Origin of the sequence: Sinorhizobium meliloti (genome assembly GCF_017876815.1) — a bacterium.
GTDB classification, from domain to species: Bacteria; Pseudomonadota; Alphaproteobacteria; order Rhizobiales; family Rhizobiaceae; genus Sinorhizobium; species Sinorhizobium meliloti.
In genome coordinates this window covers 1,787,416-1,803,696 of sequence record NZ_JAGIOS010000001.1, presented here as the reverse complement: position 1 = coordinate 1,803,696, position 16,281 = coordinate 1,787,416, and the positions used below count along the sequence as shown (strand labels likewise).

Here is a 16,281-nt window from a genome sequence, read left to right as displayed (position 1 = left end):
CAGTGCTTCCGGCCCGCGAATTCGCAGCGACTGATACACCTGCAACGTTGCAGGAGCCAGAAGCTAGCAGATTCTTCGCGAGGGGCAATCGGCTTGCGCGCCCCTCGTGAAAAAGGATTTCCCGCGCCCGTCAGACGTAGCGGTTCACCACGTTTTCCAGAAGCTCCTGCCTGCCGGATTTCGGCTGCGGGTTGACGTCGGACTTGAGCACCCAGGCCTCGATCTCCTCGAGCGAGAAGCCGCCGTCGAGCATCTTCTTCGCCTCCGGCACGTTCCAGCCGGCGTAGCGCGCTTCGAGCGGTGCGGAGAGCGCCTTGTCCTCGATCATCTTCGCGGCCGCCTTGAGGCCGCGCGCGCAGCAATCCATGCCGCCGATATGGCCGATCAGCAGGTCTTCGGGGTCGATCGACTGCCGGCGCAGCTTCGCGTCGAAGTTCGTGCCGCCGGTCTTGAAGCCGCCGCCCGCAAGCACGTGGTAATAGGCGAGCGCCATTTCCGGCACGTTGTTCGGGAACTGGTCGGTGTCCCAGCCGGACTGGTAGTCGTTGCGGTTCATGTCGATCGAACCGAAGATGCCGAGCGCATTGGCGAGCGCCAGCTCGTGCTCGAAGGAATGTCCGGCAAGGATCGCGTGGCCCTGCTCGATGTTGACCTTCACCTCGTTCTCGAGGCCGTATCTCTTGAGGAAGCCATAGACGGTCGCGACGTCGTAGTCGTACTGGTGCTTGGTCGGCTCCTGCGGCTTCGGCTCGATCAGGATCGTGCCCTTGAAGCCGATCCTGTGCTTGTATTCGACGACCAGGTTGAGGAAGCGGCCGAGCTGATCGAGCTCGCGCTTCAGGTCGGTGTTGAGCAGGGTCTCATAGCCCTCGCGTCCGCCCCAGAGCACATAGTTCTCGCCATCCAGCCGCTGCGTCGCGTCGATGCAGGTCTTCACCGTCGCGGCGGCAAAGGCGAAGACGTCCGGGTCCGGGTTCGTCGCAGCCCCCGCCATGAAGCGGCGGTTTGAAAAGAGGTTCGCCGTGCCCCACAGCAGCTTGACGCCGGTCTCTTCCTGCTTCCCGGCGAAATAATCGACGATCGCGTTGAGATTGCTCGTGTTCTCGGCGAAGTTCCGCCCCTCCGGGCGCACGTCCGCGTCGTGGAAGCAGTAGTAGGGTACGCCGAGAAGCTGGAAGAATTCGAAGGCGACATCCGCCTTCAGCTTGGCGGCTTCCATCGAATCCTTGAACCAGGGGCGTTCGAAGGTCTGCCCGCCGAAGGGATCGCCGCCCGGCCAGACGAAGGTGTGCCAGTAGGCGACGGCGAAGCGCAGATGATCCTCCATCCGCTTGCCGAGGACGACGTCGTCCGGATTGTAATGGCGGAAGGCGAGCGGATTGGTGCTTTCCGGTCCCTCATATTTGATCTTGGCGATATCGCCGAAAAATCCCGTGCTCACGACAGTCTCCTCTCATGGATTGTGAATTGGCGGCACCGTTCGCGACGGAGCCGGCTATCGGGTGGAAGGCAGTTGGTGGATGCGCCGAAACCGCTCACAGCGCCGCTTCCTTTATCGCCGGATAAAGCCGGCGATAGCGTTGGTAAGCATCTTCATAGGCGGGCACGAGCGATGCCTCGGGCGCGATCGTTTCCGCCGTCTCGGGTGCGGTGCAGACCGCGGCCGGGTCGGCTCCGGTGGCGGCGATCAGGCCGAGCCGCGCCGCGCCGAAGGCAGCGCCGAAATCGCCGTCCGCGGGCAGGTCGACCGGCAGGTTCAGCGCGGTCGCGATCGAGCTCAGCCAGTACCGCGAGCGCGAACCGCCGCCGATCGCCGTCACCCGCTTGAGCTTCGTGCCGGCCGCGCGCAGTGCCTCGAGACTGTCGCGGATCGCGAAGGAAACGCCTTCGAGCACCGCCTGCGTAAGCACCGCCCGGGAACTCTCGTGCCCGAGGCCGGCAAAGACGCCGCGGATCGTCGCGTCGTTGTGCGGCGTGCGCTCGCCGGAGAGGTAGGGAAGAAACGTCACGGAGCCCGGCGCCTTGAGGCTCTCGCCGAGTTCACTGGTGAGTTCCGCGGCACTCCGGCCGGTGACGCCGGAATGCCAGTTCAGCGCGTCCGTCGCCGAGAGGATCACGCCCATCTGGTGCCAGGTGTTGGGCAGCGCGTGGCAGAAGGCGTGGACGGCGCTCTCCGGGTTGGGGAGATAGCTTGCATTGGCCGCGAAAAGCACGCCGGAAGTGCCGAGCGAGACGAAGGCCTGCCCCTCCCCGACCGTTCCCATGCCGCAGGCCGAGGCTGCGTTGTCGCCCGCACCGCCGGCGACCACGACGCCAGGTCCCATCCCCCAACGCGCAGCGAGCTCCGGCCGCAAAGTCCCGGCTGCATCGGTGCCTTCGACGAGGTCCGGCATCTGCCGTTCTTCGAGATGAGTAGCGGCAAGCAGGCTCGCCGACCATTTGCGCTTGCCCGTATCGAGCCATGACGTGCCGGCCGAATCGGACATCTCCGACATATGCTCGCCGGTCAGCCAGAGGCGCAGGTAATCCTTCGGGAGCAGTACCCAGCGAACTCTGGCGAAGATCTCCGGCTCGTTTTCACGCACCCAGGCGAGCTTCGGTGCGGTGAAGCCCGGAAAGACGATGTTGCCGGTCAGCGCCCGAAACTGCGGATCGCCGTCGAGCGCCGCCGCCTCGCGGAAGCTGCGGGTGTCGTTCCACAATATGCATGGCCGCAGCACCGCATCGCCTTCGTCGAGCAATGTCGCACCGTGCATCTGGCCGGAAAGGCCGATGCCGCGGACCGCTGCAAGCGCTTGCGCATGCGTTTCCCTCAACCGGGCGATCGCCTCCTCGGCGGCGCGGATCCAGTCAGCCGGATCCTGTTCCGACCAGCCGGGATGCGGCCGGTCGACGTCGAGCGCGCCGCTGGCGGAGCCGATGATCCGCTGCTCGCCGTCCATCAGCATGGCCTTGACGCCGGACGTGCCGAGATCCAGTCCGAGATACATGGTGTCCTCCTATTCCTGCTCGAGCGGCAGGTTGTCCTTCAGGAAAATATCGATGCGGATGCGTTCCTGCGCCGCGATGACCGGCAGCCCGTCCGCCTTTGCTTTCAGCACCCGGATGGCGCTTCTGACCTCATGGCCCGCATTCTGGTTGAGCAGCGCGTCGATCGTGCCGGAAAGAAGTCCGGCGCGGCTGTGCGGCGTCAACTCATGCGCGATCGTGCAAACGGCCCTTCCTTTGCCCGCCTTTTCGAGAGCGGCGACAAGGCCGCGATTGCCGGCACCGAGGCTGTAGATGCCGGCGAGGTCGGGATGCTGCCCGAGAAGCGCGCCGACGAGCGTCTCGACCAGAGACGGATTGTCCTGCCCCTCGATCACCGGCAGTATCCGGCGCCAGGCGAAATCCTCGCTCATGACAGCCTGGAAACCCTCCAGCCGATCACGATGGTCGCGTACCAGCATGGAGCCGGCGAGCACCGCGACCGGCCCTTCGCCGCCGCCGAGGAACCGGCCCATCAGGCTGCCGGCGGTGCGGCCCGCGGCGACATTGTCGACGCCGGCGAAATGGTCGCGACCGGACCCCGGCAGATCGGAGACCAGCGTAACGACGGCAATGCCGTCTTCGCGGAGCCGCTTTACCGCCTCCGTCACCTCCGGCGCGTCGACGGCAACCACCGCGACACCCGCCGGCCGGCGCTCACGCGCGTCGTGTAGTGCGGCGGCGAGCGCCGGTGCATCGAAGACCGGAACGGAAAGGATGGTGATATCCAGCCGCTCGGTCGCGGAACGCGACATCGCCGACCGCACCTCCGCCTCGAGACCGCGCATGAAGGAGTTTTCGCCGGCGGGCAGGATGAAGATCAGGGGATAGCTGCGGCTCTTGGCAAGATTGGCAGCGGCGACATCGCGAACATAACCGAGCGTGGCGATCGCGCGCTCCACCTTGCCCCGCGTGACGCTTCTCACGCCCGGACGATTGTTCAACACCCGGTCGACGGTGGCGAGACTGACGCCTGCCTCGGCGGCGATATCGTGAACTGTCGGTCGCATCTCTTCCTCCCGGCAAACCCATTAGAGGAATTTTTGATGTACGTAAATCAGAAAACTCCGGGCGGGCGATCGAATGGACGTTCCGGAATGTCGCTTCAATCGAAACGCTTGCTGAAGGCCTGCGTGAAGACGACGTGGCCATGCTCGCCCTCGGCCTCGCCGAAGGCTACATCCATGAAGCTGCCGGTCACGCGCACGACCGCGAAACCGCCGAGGAAGGCCGCCTTGGGCTTGAAGACGTCGATCTCGCCGACCCTGTAGGCCATGACGCGGTCATGCTCATGCCCATGGAAGAGGCCGACGACATTGTAGCCCTGCAGGTGATCAAGCAGCGCCCGGCGCTCGTCGGCGCTCCACCAATGCGGCTCTCCCTCTCCCTTGTCGTCGAAGGTCTTTGCCGCCGGATCCCAGGCCTCGGTCGAAAACGCGTCCCAGCCATAATGCTGGAAGAGGACGACCGGCCGGCCATCGGCGGCATGGGAGGAGAGATCGCTCTTGAGCCATGGCAATCCGCTCACCGCGCCCTTGTTCTCGTCGCCTCCGAAACGCTGCAAGTGTACGAGATGAAGACCGCCCCAGTCCCAGGAATAGCTGTCCGATAGCGGATCGTAATTCGCGACCGGCACCGGCGGCTTGTAGAAAACGGTCTGGCGATGGGTAAGCTCGACATAGTCTCGCAGTTCCCGGCGATACCAGTCGGCATTCGGCGGCGGCCCGTCCTGGTCGAGGTCATGGTTTCCAAGGCCGACATAAACGGGAATGTGGATATGGTGCGGGCCCGGCGCCTGCTCGTATCGGCTCTGAAACTGCTGTAATTGCCGCCCCTCGCGGGGCTGGCGAACCTGGCCGCCGCCATCGTCGGTGATGTCGCCGCCGAGCACCAGACCGAGCGGACGCGAAATCCTCGTGCCCGCGCTGGCAAGGCCGCTCGGCTTTCCTCCAATGGCATGCGGCCAGTGCTGCGCCGCAAGTGCGTTCAGTGCGGCGACATGGCGCAAGAGGCTGGCGTCGGTCTTGCCCTCCGCGTCGCAGTTCGGCGCCAAGCCGTCCGTCGAAACGAGGCAGGCATGGATATCCGCGGCAAAGAGGAAGGTCACGTCGACCGGAGGGCCGGCTGCCCTTGGAAATCTGCCGCCCACCGTCATCGAGAGGCTGAATCCGACCGCACCGGCGAGGAACATCCGCCGCGAAGGTCGTAGGCAAGGACGATCGTTCATGCGCCGCCCGCGCGTTGCTCCGCGCGCCTCCGACAGCTTCGACGAGACGGGATATTGCAGCGATCTCGAAAGCGCGTAAAGCGCTGGAGCGGGATGTAGGCGGAAAACCGCGCACACTTTTCGTTATCCCGCGCTAGTGCCCGCCGCCTCCGGGGCCGGCGCCTTGTGGCTTGGCGATCATCAGGACGCCGGCGATCATCGACAGGAACAGGACGGTCAGCAATACGAACACGTCGATGAAGGACATGATCACCGCCTGCTGCTGGACCATCGCCGCCAGCTGCTTGACCGCAGCCGTGGTTCCGTCGAGGCCGTGTGCAGTGAAGGTCGAGGCGATGTTGCGCATCCGCTCGACGGCGACCGGGTTGCCCCATTCCACGTGCTCGGCGAGCCGGGCGTAGTGGAAATCCTGGCGCTGCGTGAGGATAGTGTTGATGACCGCCAACCCGACCGCGCCACCGAGGTTACGCGTCAGGTTGTAGAGTCCCGACGCATTGCGGATGCGCGCCGGCGGCAGGGTGCCGAGCGCGATATTGTTGATCGGCACCATGCAGAGCATCAGCGAGCAGCCGCGCAGGATCTGCGGAACGAGCAGCTCCCAGAAATCCCAGTCGGCGGTCATCTGGCTCATCAGCCAGGTGCCCGCGGCAAAGCCGGCAAAGCCGATGGTCATCATCGCCCGCGCGTCCATTCGCCCGGCGAGGAAGCCCGCAACCGGCGCCGTCAGGAACATGGCGAGACCCGAGACGAACATGGTTTCGCCGATCATCAGCGAGTCGTAGCCGCGGATACGCCCGAGATAGAGCGGATAGAGATAGGTGAGCCCGTAAAGGCCGATCCCCATGACGAAGGAGAAGAGCGAGCCGAAGGTGAAGTTGCGGTTGGCGAACGCCTTGAGATCGACGACCGGGAAATCGACCTTGAACGCCCGATAGAAGAAGACGACGGCGGCGACCGTGGTGGCGACGGCACCCATGACGATGTGCTCGTCGTTGAACCAGTCATTGGCATTGCCTTCCTCCAGCACGTATTCGAGCGAGCCGAGAAAGATCGCCATGGAGAGAAGTCCCCACCAGTCGAACTTCTTGATCAATCCGAGTTCCGGCTTGTCGAAATCGATGAAGATCCAGGTGACCGTCGCGACGATGATGCCGGGAATGACGTTGATGAGGAACAGCCAGTGCCAGGAAAAGGCATGGCTCAGATAGCCGCCGACCGTCGGGCCGATGGTCGGCGCAAGCGTCGCGATGAGCCCGATGATCGGCGAGACGACGTTGCGCTTGGACGGCGGGAATATGGTGAAGGCTGCGGCAAAGACCGACGGGATCATGCCGCCGCCGATAAAGCCCTGGATCGCCCGGTAGACGATCATCTGTTCGATATTGGTGGCCGTGGCGGCAAGAGCGCTGGCCGCCGTGAATCCGGCCGCGGCCACGGAGAAGAGCACCCGCGTCGAGACGATGCGGGCAAGCGTGCCCGAGAGCGGGATCATGATGACTTCCGCGATCAGATAGGCGGTCTGCACCCAGCCGATCTCGTCAGACCCGGCCGACAGGCCCGCCTGGATCTCGGCGAGCGAGGCGGAGACGATCTGGATGTCGAGGATCGCCATGAACATGCCGACGACCATCGCGAAAAAGGCGATGAGCCGCCGCGGGTCCATATGCTCCTCGGCCTTGGGTAGGCTCGGCGCAGCCGCGCCCGCTGTTGCTGTTGCGGCCATTTCCGCCACTCCTCAGGCCTGCAGCCCTTTACTTCGCCGCAGCGACCTTCGACTGTTCCGGTGCGGTGCGGGTATCGACGTCGACGACGACGCTCAGCCCCGCGCGCAGGTGCCCTTCCGCCAGCACATCGGCCGGCAGCGTGATGCGCACCGGAACGCGCTGGATGACCTTGGTGAAGTTGCCCGTCGCGTTTTCCGCCGGCAGCAGCGAGAAGACCGAACCGGAGGCCGGCGAGATCGATGCGACGGTGCCTTCGATCGGGTGATCCTCATAGGCGTCGACATGGATCTCAACCTTGGAGCCCGGCACCAGATGCGCGATCTGCGTCTCCTTGAAATTGGCGTCGATATAGAGCTGATCGGTCGGCACGAGCGCTGCGAGCCGCTGGCCGGCCGAGACGAGGTCGCCGACCTGGACCGCGACATTGCCGATGACACCGTCATAGGGCGCCTTGAGTATGGTGAAGCCCAGGTCGCGGTCTGCCTTGTCCCGGGCAAGCTCCAGCGAGCGGATCGTGCTTTCCGCTTCCATCTGCTGGGCCTCGAGCACGGTGATATTGGCCTTGGCCGCAGCGATATTGGCCTCGGCACCGGCTAGATTTGCGCGCGCCTGATCGAGCGCGACCTGGGCGCTGTCGCGCGATGCATCCGTCCCGAACGACTTCGACTGGAGCTCGCTGGCGCGCTTCTGTGCCAGTTCGGCGCCGCGGACGGTCGCCTCAAGCGCCTTCTTCTGCGCTTCGGACTGAGCGAGGCTCGCCTTTGCGCCGGAGATCTGCGCGTCGAAACGGCTGAGGGCGAGCTTCTGCGTGGCGATCTGCGCCTCGGCCTGCTCGGCCGCAATGCGGTAATCTCCGTCGTCGAGCGTCACCAGCGGATCGCCAGCCTTCACATGCTGGTTGGCGACAACGTCGACCTTGGCGACATAGCCGGACACCTTGGGCGAAATCGTCGCGATGTCCCCTTCTATGTAAGCGTCGTCCGTCGAGACCAGGAAACGGCCGTTGGTCCACCAATCATAGCCGTACCAGCCGGCGGCACCGAGGAGCACGAGACCCAGCACCGGAAGGATTTTGCGGCGCTTCTTCGGGGACGCAGAGATCTCCGCGTCCGCTTGTCCTGCGGCTGCGGCCTCGCCGGTCCCGGGGCTCTTGGCCTCGGCCGAATGAGTATCCATTACTTCGAAATCATCGCCGACGGGACGGACACGGGCAGCGCTGGAAGAGCTGGAAGCGGACATGGACCACCAATTGGATTGAGATTGAACTGAACCGTTCGGTTCGATGGAGCTTGACATAGAGCCTTTCGCGCCGCATATCAAGAGGAAATCGAACCGGTCGGTTCGATTTCGATGAAGTTGACGAAAAGTTTTGTCCGCACCCGCAGTTTTTCCCGGAATTGTCTGCGATAGTGATTTTGGACAGAATGCGTCCGCGGTCACCGCGACGCGCGCGATCAAAGGAGTGGATACGTCCGGCAGCCATGGTATCAGCGAAGAGCGCAGAGCAGGAAAAGACCCTGCAGGATCGGCTGGAGCATCCCCAGCAGGAAAACCCTTCAGGCGGAGGGCGGCACGCGGCCGGCGAGGACCCGGTCAAACGGGAGCGGATTCTCGACGGTGCCAAACGCGTTTTCATGCGGAGCAGTTTCGACGCGGCCAGCATGAACGACATCACGCGCGAGGCCGGCGTTTCCAAGGGCACGCTCTACGTCTATTTCGAGAACAAGGAAGACCTGTTCACGGCGCTCATCGCGCGCGAGCGGAACATTATCGTCAACAGCGTCAAGCAGTCGTTGAACGGCAATGAACCGATCGAGGAGGCGCTTCACGCTTTCGGCGTGAAGCTGGTGACGAGCATAACGTCGGACTACACGATCCGCGCGATGCGCACGGTACTCGGCGTGATCGACCGGATGCCCCGGCTGGCGCAGCGCTTCTTCACTGCGACGCCGGAGAACGGATACACCGTGCTCAAGGCCTATCTCGACCAGCAGGTGTCGGCAGGCATGCTCTCGATCGAAGACACGGAAATAGCCGCAAAGCAGTTCATCGATCTCGCCATGGCCGGAATGTTCAAGGGCCGCCTTTTCGGCATGTGCGATGCCGTCTCGGCCGAAAGCATCGAAAAGAACGTCAGATCCGCCATCCGCGTTTTCCTGGCCGCCTACGGAAAGACGACCGGCAAGGAGTAAAAGCGACGGTGCCTTGCCGCCGAAACATGCCGTACCATCTTCCTGCAATCCAGCAATTGCGATCAAACGCGCTCGCCTGAAAGGCCGTAAGACCTTGCGTGTCCACAAAGGGAGTGACGATGAGTGCCATCGGAAGGGCGATCTGGTTCATTGAAAGCCATTTCGCCGAGGATATATCACTGGATGATGTCGCCGCGGCCGCCGGCCTTTCGCGCTATCATCTTTCGCGCGTATTCGGGCTTTCGGCCGGCCGCTCGATCAGTGCCTATATCCGCGGCCGGCGTTTAAGCGGCGCCGCGCTTGCCCTCGCCAACGGCACATCCAGCATTCTCGAAGTGGCCCTCGAGGCGGGCTACGGCTCGCACGAGGCTTTCACCCGTGCCTTTCGCGAGCAGTTCGGGGTGACGCCCGAGTCGATACGCAAGCAGAGGCACGTCCGCAATGTCGAGCTTTTGGAGCCGATCAGAATGGACGACGCACGCACATTGAAAATCGAACCGCCGCGCTTCGAGGAAAGCCCGGGGCTTCTTCTCGCCGGTCTCGCAGAGACCTATGACTACAACCGCACCGAAGGCATCCCTTCCCTCTGGCAGCGTTTCAACGCCTATTTCGGCAGCATTCCCGGTCAGCACGGCAATATCGCCTATGGCGTCTGCACCCAGTCGGACGGCGAAGCGGGCCGCTTCCGCTACATGGCTGCGGCCGAGATACGGGACGCCGAGGCGCTGCCCAGCGGCTTTTCGACACTCAAGCTGCCCCGGCAGCGTTACGCGATCTTTGTCCATCGCGGGCACATTTCCGGCATCGCCAACACGGCCCACCACATCTTCACGACCTGGTTTCCGCAGTCCGGCTATCGGCACGGCGAATTGCCCGACCTGATGGAACGCTACGACGAACGCTTCGATCCGCATTCCGGCATGGGTGCGGTCGAGATCTGGGTGCCACTGAAGGGCTGATTTCCGGTGCACGGACGGGTGCAGCCGGCTTTCCTTCGAGAATTCCACCTTTTCGATCACCTGGAGCCGACAACGTCGCCGCGAAAAGCGCGGCGGCGCTTGCGACTTTCGCAAGTATCCCTAAATACTGCGCGATCTGTCGTGTCCCGAAAAGGAAAAGTTGCCGATGCAGGAAATCCTCACGCTTGCTCAAAGCCCCGAGGCTTGGATCGCCCTCATCACACTCATCGTAATGGAGGTGGTCCTCGGCATCGACAACCTCATTTTCATCTCGATCCTCACCAACAAGCTGCCGCCGGAAAACCGCGTCAGCGCCCGGCGCATCGGCATCGGCCTTGCACTCATCATGCGGCTGGCCCTGCTCGGCACCATCGCCTGGATCGTTCAACTGACGCAGCCGGTCTTCGAAGCCTTCGGCCACGGTTTTTCCTGGAAGGACATGATCCTGATCGCCGGCGGGCTCTTCCTCGTCTGGAAGGCGACCAAGGAAATCCACCACAGTGTCGATCCGAGCGATCATGAGGAGGATTTCATCGCCAGCTCCGCGATCAACAGCTTCGCGGCCGCCATCGGCCAGATCCTGCTTCTCGACCTCGTCTTCTCGGTCGACAGCATCATCACCGCCGTCGGCATGACCCCGCATCTGCCGATCATGGTCGTCGCCGTCGTCGTCGCCGTGACCGTCATGCTGGTTGCAGCGAACCCGCTTGCGAACTTCATCGAGAGAAATCCGACGATCGTCATGCTGGCGCTGGCCTTCCTCCTGATGATCGGCACGACCCTGATCGCCGAAGGCATGGGCTTCCACGTGCCGAAGGGCTACGTCTATGCGGCCATGGCCTTCTCCGCACTGGTCGAGGTTCTCAACATGGTCGCCCGCAACGCGCGCATGAAGCGGCAGACCGCAAGAACGAAATAGAAGCACGACACAACGAGGCCCGCATCGCAATGCGGGCCTTCGCGGTGATCTTTGCTCGTTGCGGGCAGCGAGACGACGACATTGCCGCTCGCGGCTTTCCGTTGACATGCAGGGCTTTCTATGGTCTCACGCCTGCCGACTGGAATTGCCTGCCTAAACCGCTGGTGCGGAACCCTTGCGGGCCTTTCCTTCCCATAAAATGCGCGCCCGCAAGCTGGAAAGCACTCCGGCAAAGGGCCCCGAAAGCACGTCAAGACGGGCAAAGACAATGGCAGATTCTGCAGTCCGGGTGCGTATCGCACCTTCCCCCACCGGCGAGCCGCATGTCGGCACCGCCTATATCGCGCTCTTCAACTATCTCTTCGCCAAGAAGCACGGCGGCAAATTCATCCTGCGCATCGAGGACACGGATGCGACGCGCTCGACGCCGGAATTCGAGAAGAAGGTGCTCGACGCGCTAAAGTGGTGCGGACTGGAATGGTCGGAAGGTCCCGATATCGGCGGCCCCTACGGCCCCTATCGCCAGAGCGACCGCAAGGACATCTACAAGCCCTACGTCGAGAAGATCGTCGCGAACGGCCACGGTTTCCGCTGTTTCTGCACGCCCGAGCGGCTGGAACAGATGCGCGAGGCGCAGCGCGCCGCCGGCAAGCCGCCGAAATATGACGGCCTCTGCCTCAGCCTCTCGGCCGAGGAAGTGACGTCGCGCGTCGACGCCGGCGAGCCGCACGTCGTGCGCATGAAGATCCCGACCGAGGGCTCCTGCAAGTTCCGCGACGGCGTCTATGGCGATGTCGAGATCCCGTGGGAAGCCGTCGACATGCAGGTGCTGCTCAAGGCCGACGGCATGCCGACCTATCACATGGCGAACGTCGTCGACGACCATCTGATGAAGATCACCCATGTCGCACGCGGCGAGGAGTGGCTCGCCTCGGTGCCGAAGCACATTCTGATCTATCAGTATCTGGGTCTCGAGCCCCCTGTCTTCATGCATCTGTCGCTGATGCGCAATGCCGACAAGTCGAAACTGTCGAAGCGCAAGAACCCGACCTCCATCTCCTACTACACGGCGCTCGGCTACCTGCCGGAAGCGCTGATGAACTTCCTCGGGCTGTTCTTCATCCAGATCGCCGAAGGCGAAGAACTGCTGACGATGGAGGAGCTGGCGGAGAAATTCGATCCGGAAAACCTGTCCAAGGCCGGCGCGATCTTCGACATCCAGAAGCTCGACTGGCTGAACGCGCGCTGGATCCGCGAGAAGCTCTCCGAAGAGGAATTCGCAGCCCGCGTCCTCGCCTGGGCGATGGACAACGAACGGCTCAAGGAAGGTCTGAAGCTCTCTCAGACCCGCATTTCGAAGCTCGGCGAACTGCCCGATCTCGCCGCCTTCCTCTTCAAGTCGGATCTCGGCCTGCAGCCCGCCGCCTTTGCCGGCGTGAAGGCCTCGCCCGAGGAGATGCTCAAAATCCTGAACACCGTCCAGCCGGATCTCGAAAAGATCCTGGAATGGAACAAGGACTCGATCGAGACGGAGCTGCGCGCCAGCGCCGAGCGCATGGGCAAGAAGCTGAAAGCCGTGGTGGCGCCGCTCTTCGTCGCCTGCTCGGGCTCGCAGCGCTCGCTGCCGCTGTTCGATTCGATGGAACTGCTCGGCCGTTCGGTCGTGCGCCAGCGGCTGAAGGTCGCCGCGCAGGTCGTCGCCTCCATGGCGGGCAGTGGAAAGTAAGGACAAGACCATGACCGACAAGACACAGGCAGCCGGCCTCTCCTCCGACGCGACGGAAGTGCGCTCCCAGAAGCTCGACCTGCTGCGCCAGCAGATCGGCGACGTCTATCCCGCGCATTTCCACCGTACGCTCACCAATGCGGAACTCGCGGAGAAATATGCCGGGCTGGAGCCCGATACCGAAAGCGGCGAAACGGTAACCGTTGCCGGCCGCGTTTTCTCCTCGCGCAATTCCGGCATGTTCATGGATCTTCATGACGCCTCCGGCAAGATCCAGATCTTTTCGCACAAGGATACGGCACCGGAAGAGGCGCGCGCGCTTCTGCCGATGATCGATCTCGGCGACATCATCGGGGTCACCGGAGAGGTGCGCCGCACCAAGCGCGGCGAACTGACCGTCAACGCCAAAGAGATCACCATGCTCTGCAAGTCGCTCCTGCCGATGCCGGAGAAGTATCACGGGCTTGCCGATATCGAGACGCGCTACCGCAAGCGCTACCTCGACATCATGGTCAACGAGGAATCGAAGCTGCGCTTCCAGCAGCGAAGCCGCATCGTGTCGAGCCTGCGCCGATTCCTCGAGGACGAAGGCTTCATGGAAGTGGAGACGCCGATGCTGCAGCCGATCTACGGCGGCGCGACGGCCGAGCCCTTCAAGACGCATCACAACACGCTGAAGCTCGACATGTATCTGCGCATCGCGCCCGAGCTTTACCTGAAGCGCATTCTCGTTTCCGGCCTGACGGACAAGGTCTTCGAGATCAACCGCAACTTCCGCAACGAAGGCGTCTCGACCCGGCACAATCCTGAATTCACCATGATGGAGTGCTACTGGGCCTATGCTGACTACGAGGACGTGATGGGTCTCGTGGAGCGCATGTTCGAGACCCTGGCGCTTGCGGTTCACGGCAAGACGGAATTCGAGTTCGGCGACAAGCAGCTCTCCTTCAAGGGGCCGTTCCCGCGCGTCTCTATGCCGGCGGCCGTCAAGGACGCGACCGGAATCGATTTCCTTGCCCTCAAGAGCGACGAGGAGGCCCGGCAGGCGGCTCGCGACGCCGGTGTCGAGATCGAGAAGGACGCGACCTGGGGCGAAGTGCTCGCCTTCCTCTTCGAGGAGAAGGTCGAAGCGACCTTGATCCAGCCTGCTCATGTCATCCACTTCCCGAAGGACATCTCGCCCTTCGCCAAGGAGGTGCCGGGCGAGCCGCGGCTCGTCGAGCGCTTCGAGACCTATTGCAACGGCTGGGAGATCGGCAACGCCTTTTCCGAGCTCAACGACCCGGTCGAGCAGCGCGCCCGCATGGTCGAGCAGATGGAACAGGCGCATGCCCGCGGCGAGAAGGAAAAGACGCTGGACGAGGACTTCCTCGATGCCATGGACCAGGGCATGCCGCCCGCCGGGGGGTTGGGGATCGGTGTCGACCGGCTGATCATGCTGCTCACCAACTCGCCGTCGATCCGCGACATCATCCTCTTCCCGGCCCGCCGCCAGAAGGCCGATTGACACTTTGGAGCTGGCCCGTCCCCACACGGGGCGGGGGCTAGGCGCCCGCGGTTCCCGACCGGTGCCATTCGCAGCGTCCGAGCGTGCGGTGCGTTGAGAGTCGGTGGATCAGGCGCGGCAAGTCAAGCCCCTCCCACCTGTGGGAAGGGGTTGGGGAGGGGCTCTTCCCTTAATGACTCGCTTGCTCCTCGGCCGGCGCAACGGCCGCGACATCGCCCGTTGCCGACGGATCGATGCACATCGAGCGATCGTCCATCTTGGCCATGATGGCGCGGACGTCGTCCAGTTCGAGCGTCACGACCTTGCCGTGGAACCTGCCGGCAGCGTTGGCCGCGGCCTCGTTATAGGAGGCGCGGAAGGGTTCATCCATACCGGGCACGCTCCGCGGACCGGGGGCGAAGAGCACCTCCGCGCCGATCGCCGCGCCGCGCACGCTTGCGCGATCCTCCGGACCTGCCGCATCGAGCACGACCACCTGATAAAGATCGGCCTCCTCCTTTTTGGCGAGGGCGCCTGCGACGCGAAGGGCGGTCCTGATCCGATCCGGCCCGCTTGCCCGGTCCGTCTTCACATGCATGCGGATCCAACGCTGCCCCTTATGGTCGAGCTTCAAGGTCCGGAGCGCCGTGCAGTCGAGACCGGAAACGGAAGGTCCCGCGAAGCGGGTCAGTATCTTGTCCCGACCGACATAGACCGCGGCACCGCCGGATGCGGCGGAGACCCCGAAGGCGGCGGACAGGATGATCACCAGCCGCTTCGAAGGGCGCAACTTGCTGAGAATGGCCTTCAAGTGGTGGCTCCGCTGTCGTCGTAAAGGGTCGCAAGAAAGGCCCGCAGGCGTCTTCGAAGATAGACGAACCACCTTTCGGAAAGTTTAAGCGGAGCCTCCGGCAGGCGGTCAGCGATTGACTTTCGCCCGCAGCTTGTCCATTGCGCCATGGACAACGTCGCTGTAGGCGGGAATTCCCCGGAACCAGGGAAGAGGCGGTATGCACAAGGTTATTTTCGATACGGATCCGGGCGTCGACGATGCGATGGCCCTCCTCTTTCTGCACCGTCACCCGGCGATAGAGCTGGTCGGCATCACCACGGTCTTCGGCAATGCCTCGATCGAGACGACGACGCGCAATGCGTTGTTCCTCAAAGGGGCATGGAATATTGCCGCACCGGTCGCCAAGGGCATCGGCGAGACGCTCGATGCCGGCCGGCCGCATGTCGGATGGCCGACAGGCATTCACGGCGATGACGGGCTCGGCAATATCGATGTGCCGGCGCAGATAGACCTGCCGCTCGACCCTCGTCCTGCCCACCGCTTCATCATCGACACGGTGCGCGCCAATCCCGGGCAAGTGACGCTCATCGCCGTCGGCCGGATGACCAACCTGGCGCGCGCATTGCGCGACGATCCGGAAATCGCCACGCTCGTCAAGGCGGTAGTGATCATGGGGGGCGCCTTCGATGTTCCCGGCAACATCACGCCGGCGGCGGAAGCGAATATCCACGGCGACCCGGAAGCGGCCGATGTGGTGATGACGGCGCCATGGCCGGTGACCGTCATTGGTCTCGACGTGACGACGAAGACGGTGATGAGCCGTGCCATGCTCTCCGATATCGCCGAACGCGGCGGCGCACCGGCGAGGCTTCTTTCCGACATCTCGCAATTCTACATCGACTTCTACGAGCACCATGTGGATGACGGCATGATCGTGCACGACAGCTGCGCCTGCGCCTATGTCGTCGCGCCCGAACTCTTCCAGACCCGCAGCGGCGCCATCCGAGTGCTTTGCGGCGGCATCGCCGATGGCCAGACCATTCAAAAGCCGGATGCACGCCTGTTTCCACCGAACGCCTGGGACGGCTTCCCAAGCCAGCAGGCGTGCATCGGAATCGATGCCGAAGCGGTGCTGAAACTCATCGGCGATACGCTCGCGGACGGCAATTGAAGCTTGAGGTGTTCAACCCTGCCCCTCACCCTAACCTCGCCCCGCTTGCGGGGAGAG

The 16,281-nt window shown here is 63.5% G+C and carries 13 protein-coding genes; 6 read left to right on the top strand and 7 right to left on the bottom strand.

Annotated elements, in window-relative coordinates:
* Window positions 1-130: 130 nt before the first annotated feature.
* From xylA to JOH52_RS08395, 6 genes are all read right to left on the bottom strand, one after another.
* Window positions 131-1,441, bottom strand: a complete 1,311-nt coding sequence (gene xylA / locus JOH52_RS08420) for a xylose isomerase (RefSeq protein ID WP_013844860.1) — start codon at window positions 1,439-1,441, stop codon at window positions 131-133.
* Between the two features lie 94 nt (window positions 1,442-1,535).
* Window positions 1,536-2,990: a xylulokinase gene (gene xylB, locus JOH52_RS08415; RefSeq protein WP_010970274.1), complete on the bottom strand. Its 1,455-nt coding sequence runs from the start codon at window positions 2,988-2,990 to the stop codon at window positions 1,536-1,538.
* A 9-nt stretch (window positions 2,991-2,999) separates the two neighbouring features.
* Entirely contained in the window at window positions 3,000-4,037 is a 1,038-nt protein-coding gene (locus JOH52_RS08410; RefSeq protein ID WP_010970275.1) for a LacI family DNA-binding transcriptional regulator, read from the bottom strand.
* Window positions 4,038-4,132: 95 nt separating this feature from the next.
* Complete coding sequence (locus JOH52_RS08405; RefSeq protein ID WP_003528869.1) at window positions 4,133-5,218, bottom strand: metallophosphoesterase; 1,086 nt, start codon at window positions 5,216-5,218, stop codon at window positions 4,133-4,135.
* Between the two features lie 169 nt (window positions 5,219-5,387).
* Window positions 5,388-6,977 carry a DHA2 family efflux MFS transporter permease subunit gene (locus tag JOH52_RS08400; protein WP_003528867.1) on the bottom strand — a complete coding sequence of 530 codons (1,590 nt, stop codon included), beginning with the start codon at window positions 6,975-6,977 and terminating at the stop codon, window positions 5,388-5,390.
* A gap of 28 nt (window positions 6,978-7,005) precedes the next feature.
* A complete protein-coding gene (locus JOH52_RS08395) occupies window positions 7,006-8,217 on the bottom strand; it encodes an HlyD family secretion protein (RefSeq protein WP_013844861.1) in 1,212 nt (403 codons plus the stop codon).
* Between the two features lie 242 nt (window positions 8,218-8,459).
* Here JOH52_RS08395 and JOH52_RS08390 point away from each other — a divergent pair, with 242 nt between their 5' ends.
* The 5 genes from JOH52_RS08390 to lysS all read left to right on the top strand — a co-directional run bounded on the left by JOH52_RS08390 (window position 8,460) and on the right by lysS (window position 14,281).
* Window positions 8,460-9,170: a TetR/AcrR family transcriptional regulator gene (locus tag JOH52_RS08390; protein ID WP_003528863.1), complete on the top strand. Its 711-nt coding sequence runs from the start codon at window positions 8,460-8,462 to the stop codon at window positions 9,168-9,170.
* A gap of 119 nt (window positions 9,171-9,289) precedes the next feature.
* Window positions 9,290-10,129, top strand: a complete 840-nt coding sequence (locus JOH52_RS08385) for an AraC family transcriptional regulator (protein ID WP_003528861.1) — start codon at window positions 9,290-9,292, stop codon at window positions 10,127-10,129.
* Between the two features lie 166 nt (window positions 10,130-10,295).
* Window positions 10,296-11,048 (top strand): TerC family protein, encoded by a 753-nt coding sequence (locus JOH52_RS08380; protein ID WP_003528859.1) that lies wholly within the window; start codon window positions 10,296-10,298, stop codon window positions 11,046-11,048.
* Between the two features lie 268 nt (window positions 11,049-11,316).
* A complete protein-coding gene (gene gltX, locus JOH52_RS08375; RefSeq protein WP_010970278.1) occupies window positions 11,317-12,774 on the top strand; it encodes a glutamate--tRNA ligase in 1,458 nt (485 codons plus the stop codon).
* Between the two features lie 10 nt (window positions 12,775-12,784).
* A complete protein-coding gene (gene lysS, locus JOH52_RS08370; protein WP_003528855.1) occupies window positions 12,785-14,281 on the top strand; it encodes a lysine--tRNA ligase in 1,497 nt (498 codons plus the stop codon).
* A 169-nt stretch (window positions 14,282-14,450) separates the two neighbouring features.
* On the opposite strand, the gene JOH52_RS08365 is transcribed toward lysS, so the two are convergent.
* Window positions 14,451-15,071 carry a hypothetical protein gene (locus JOH52_RS08365; protein WP_003528853.1) on the bottom strand — a complete coding sequence of 207 codons (621 nt, stop codon included), beginning with the start codon at window positions 15,069-15,071 and terminating at the stop codon, window positions 14,451-14,453.
* A 199-nt stretch (window positions 15,072-15,270) separates the two neighbouring features.
* Between JOH52_RS08365 and JOH52_RS08360 the strand changes: the two genes are divergently transcribed.
* Window positions 15,271-16,224, top strand: a complete 954-nt coding sequence (locus JOH52_RS08360; RefSeq protein WP_010970280.1) for a nucleoside hydrolase — start codon at window positions 15,271-15,273, stop codon at window positions 16,222-16,224.
* Window positions 16,225-16,281: the final 57 nt, after the last annotated feature.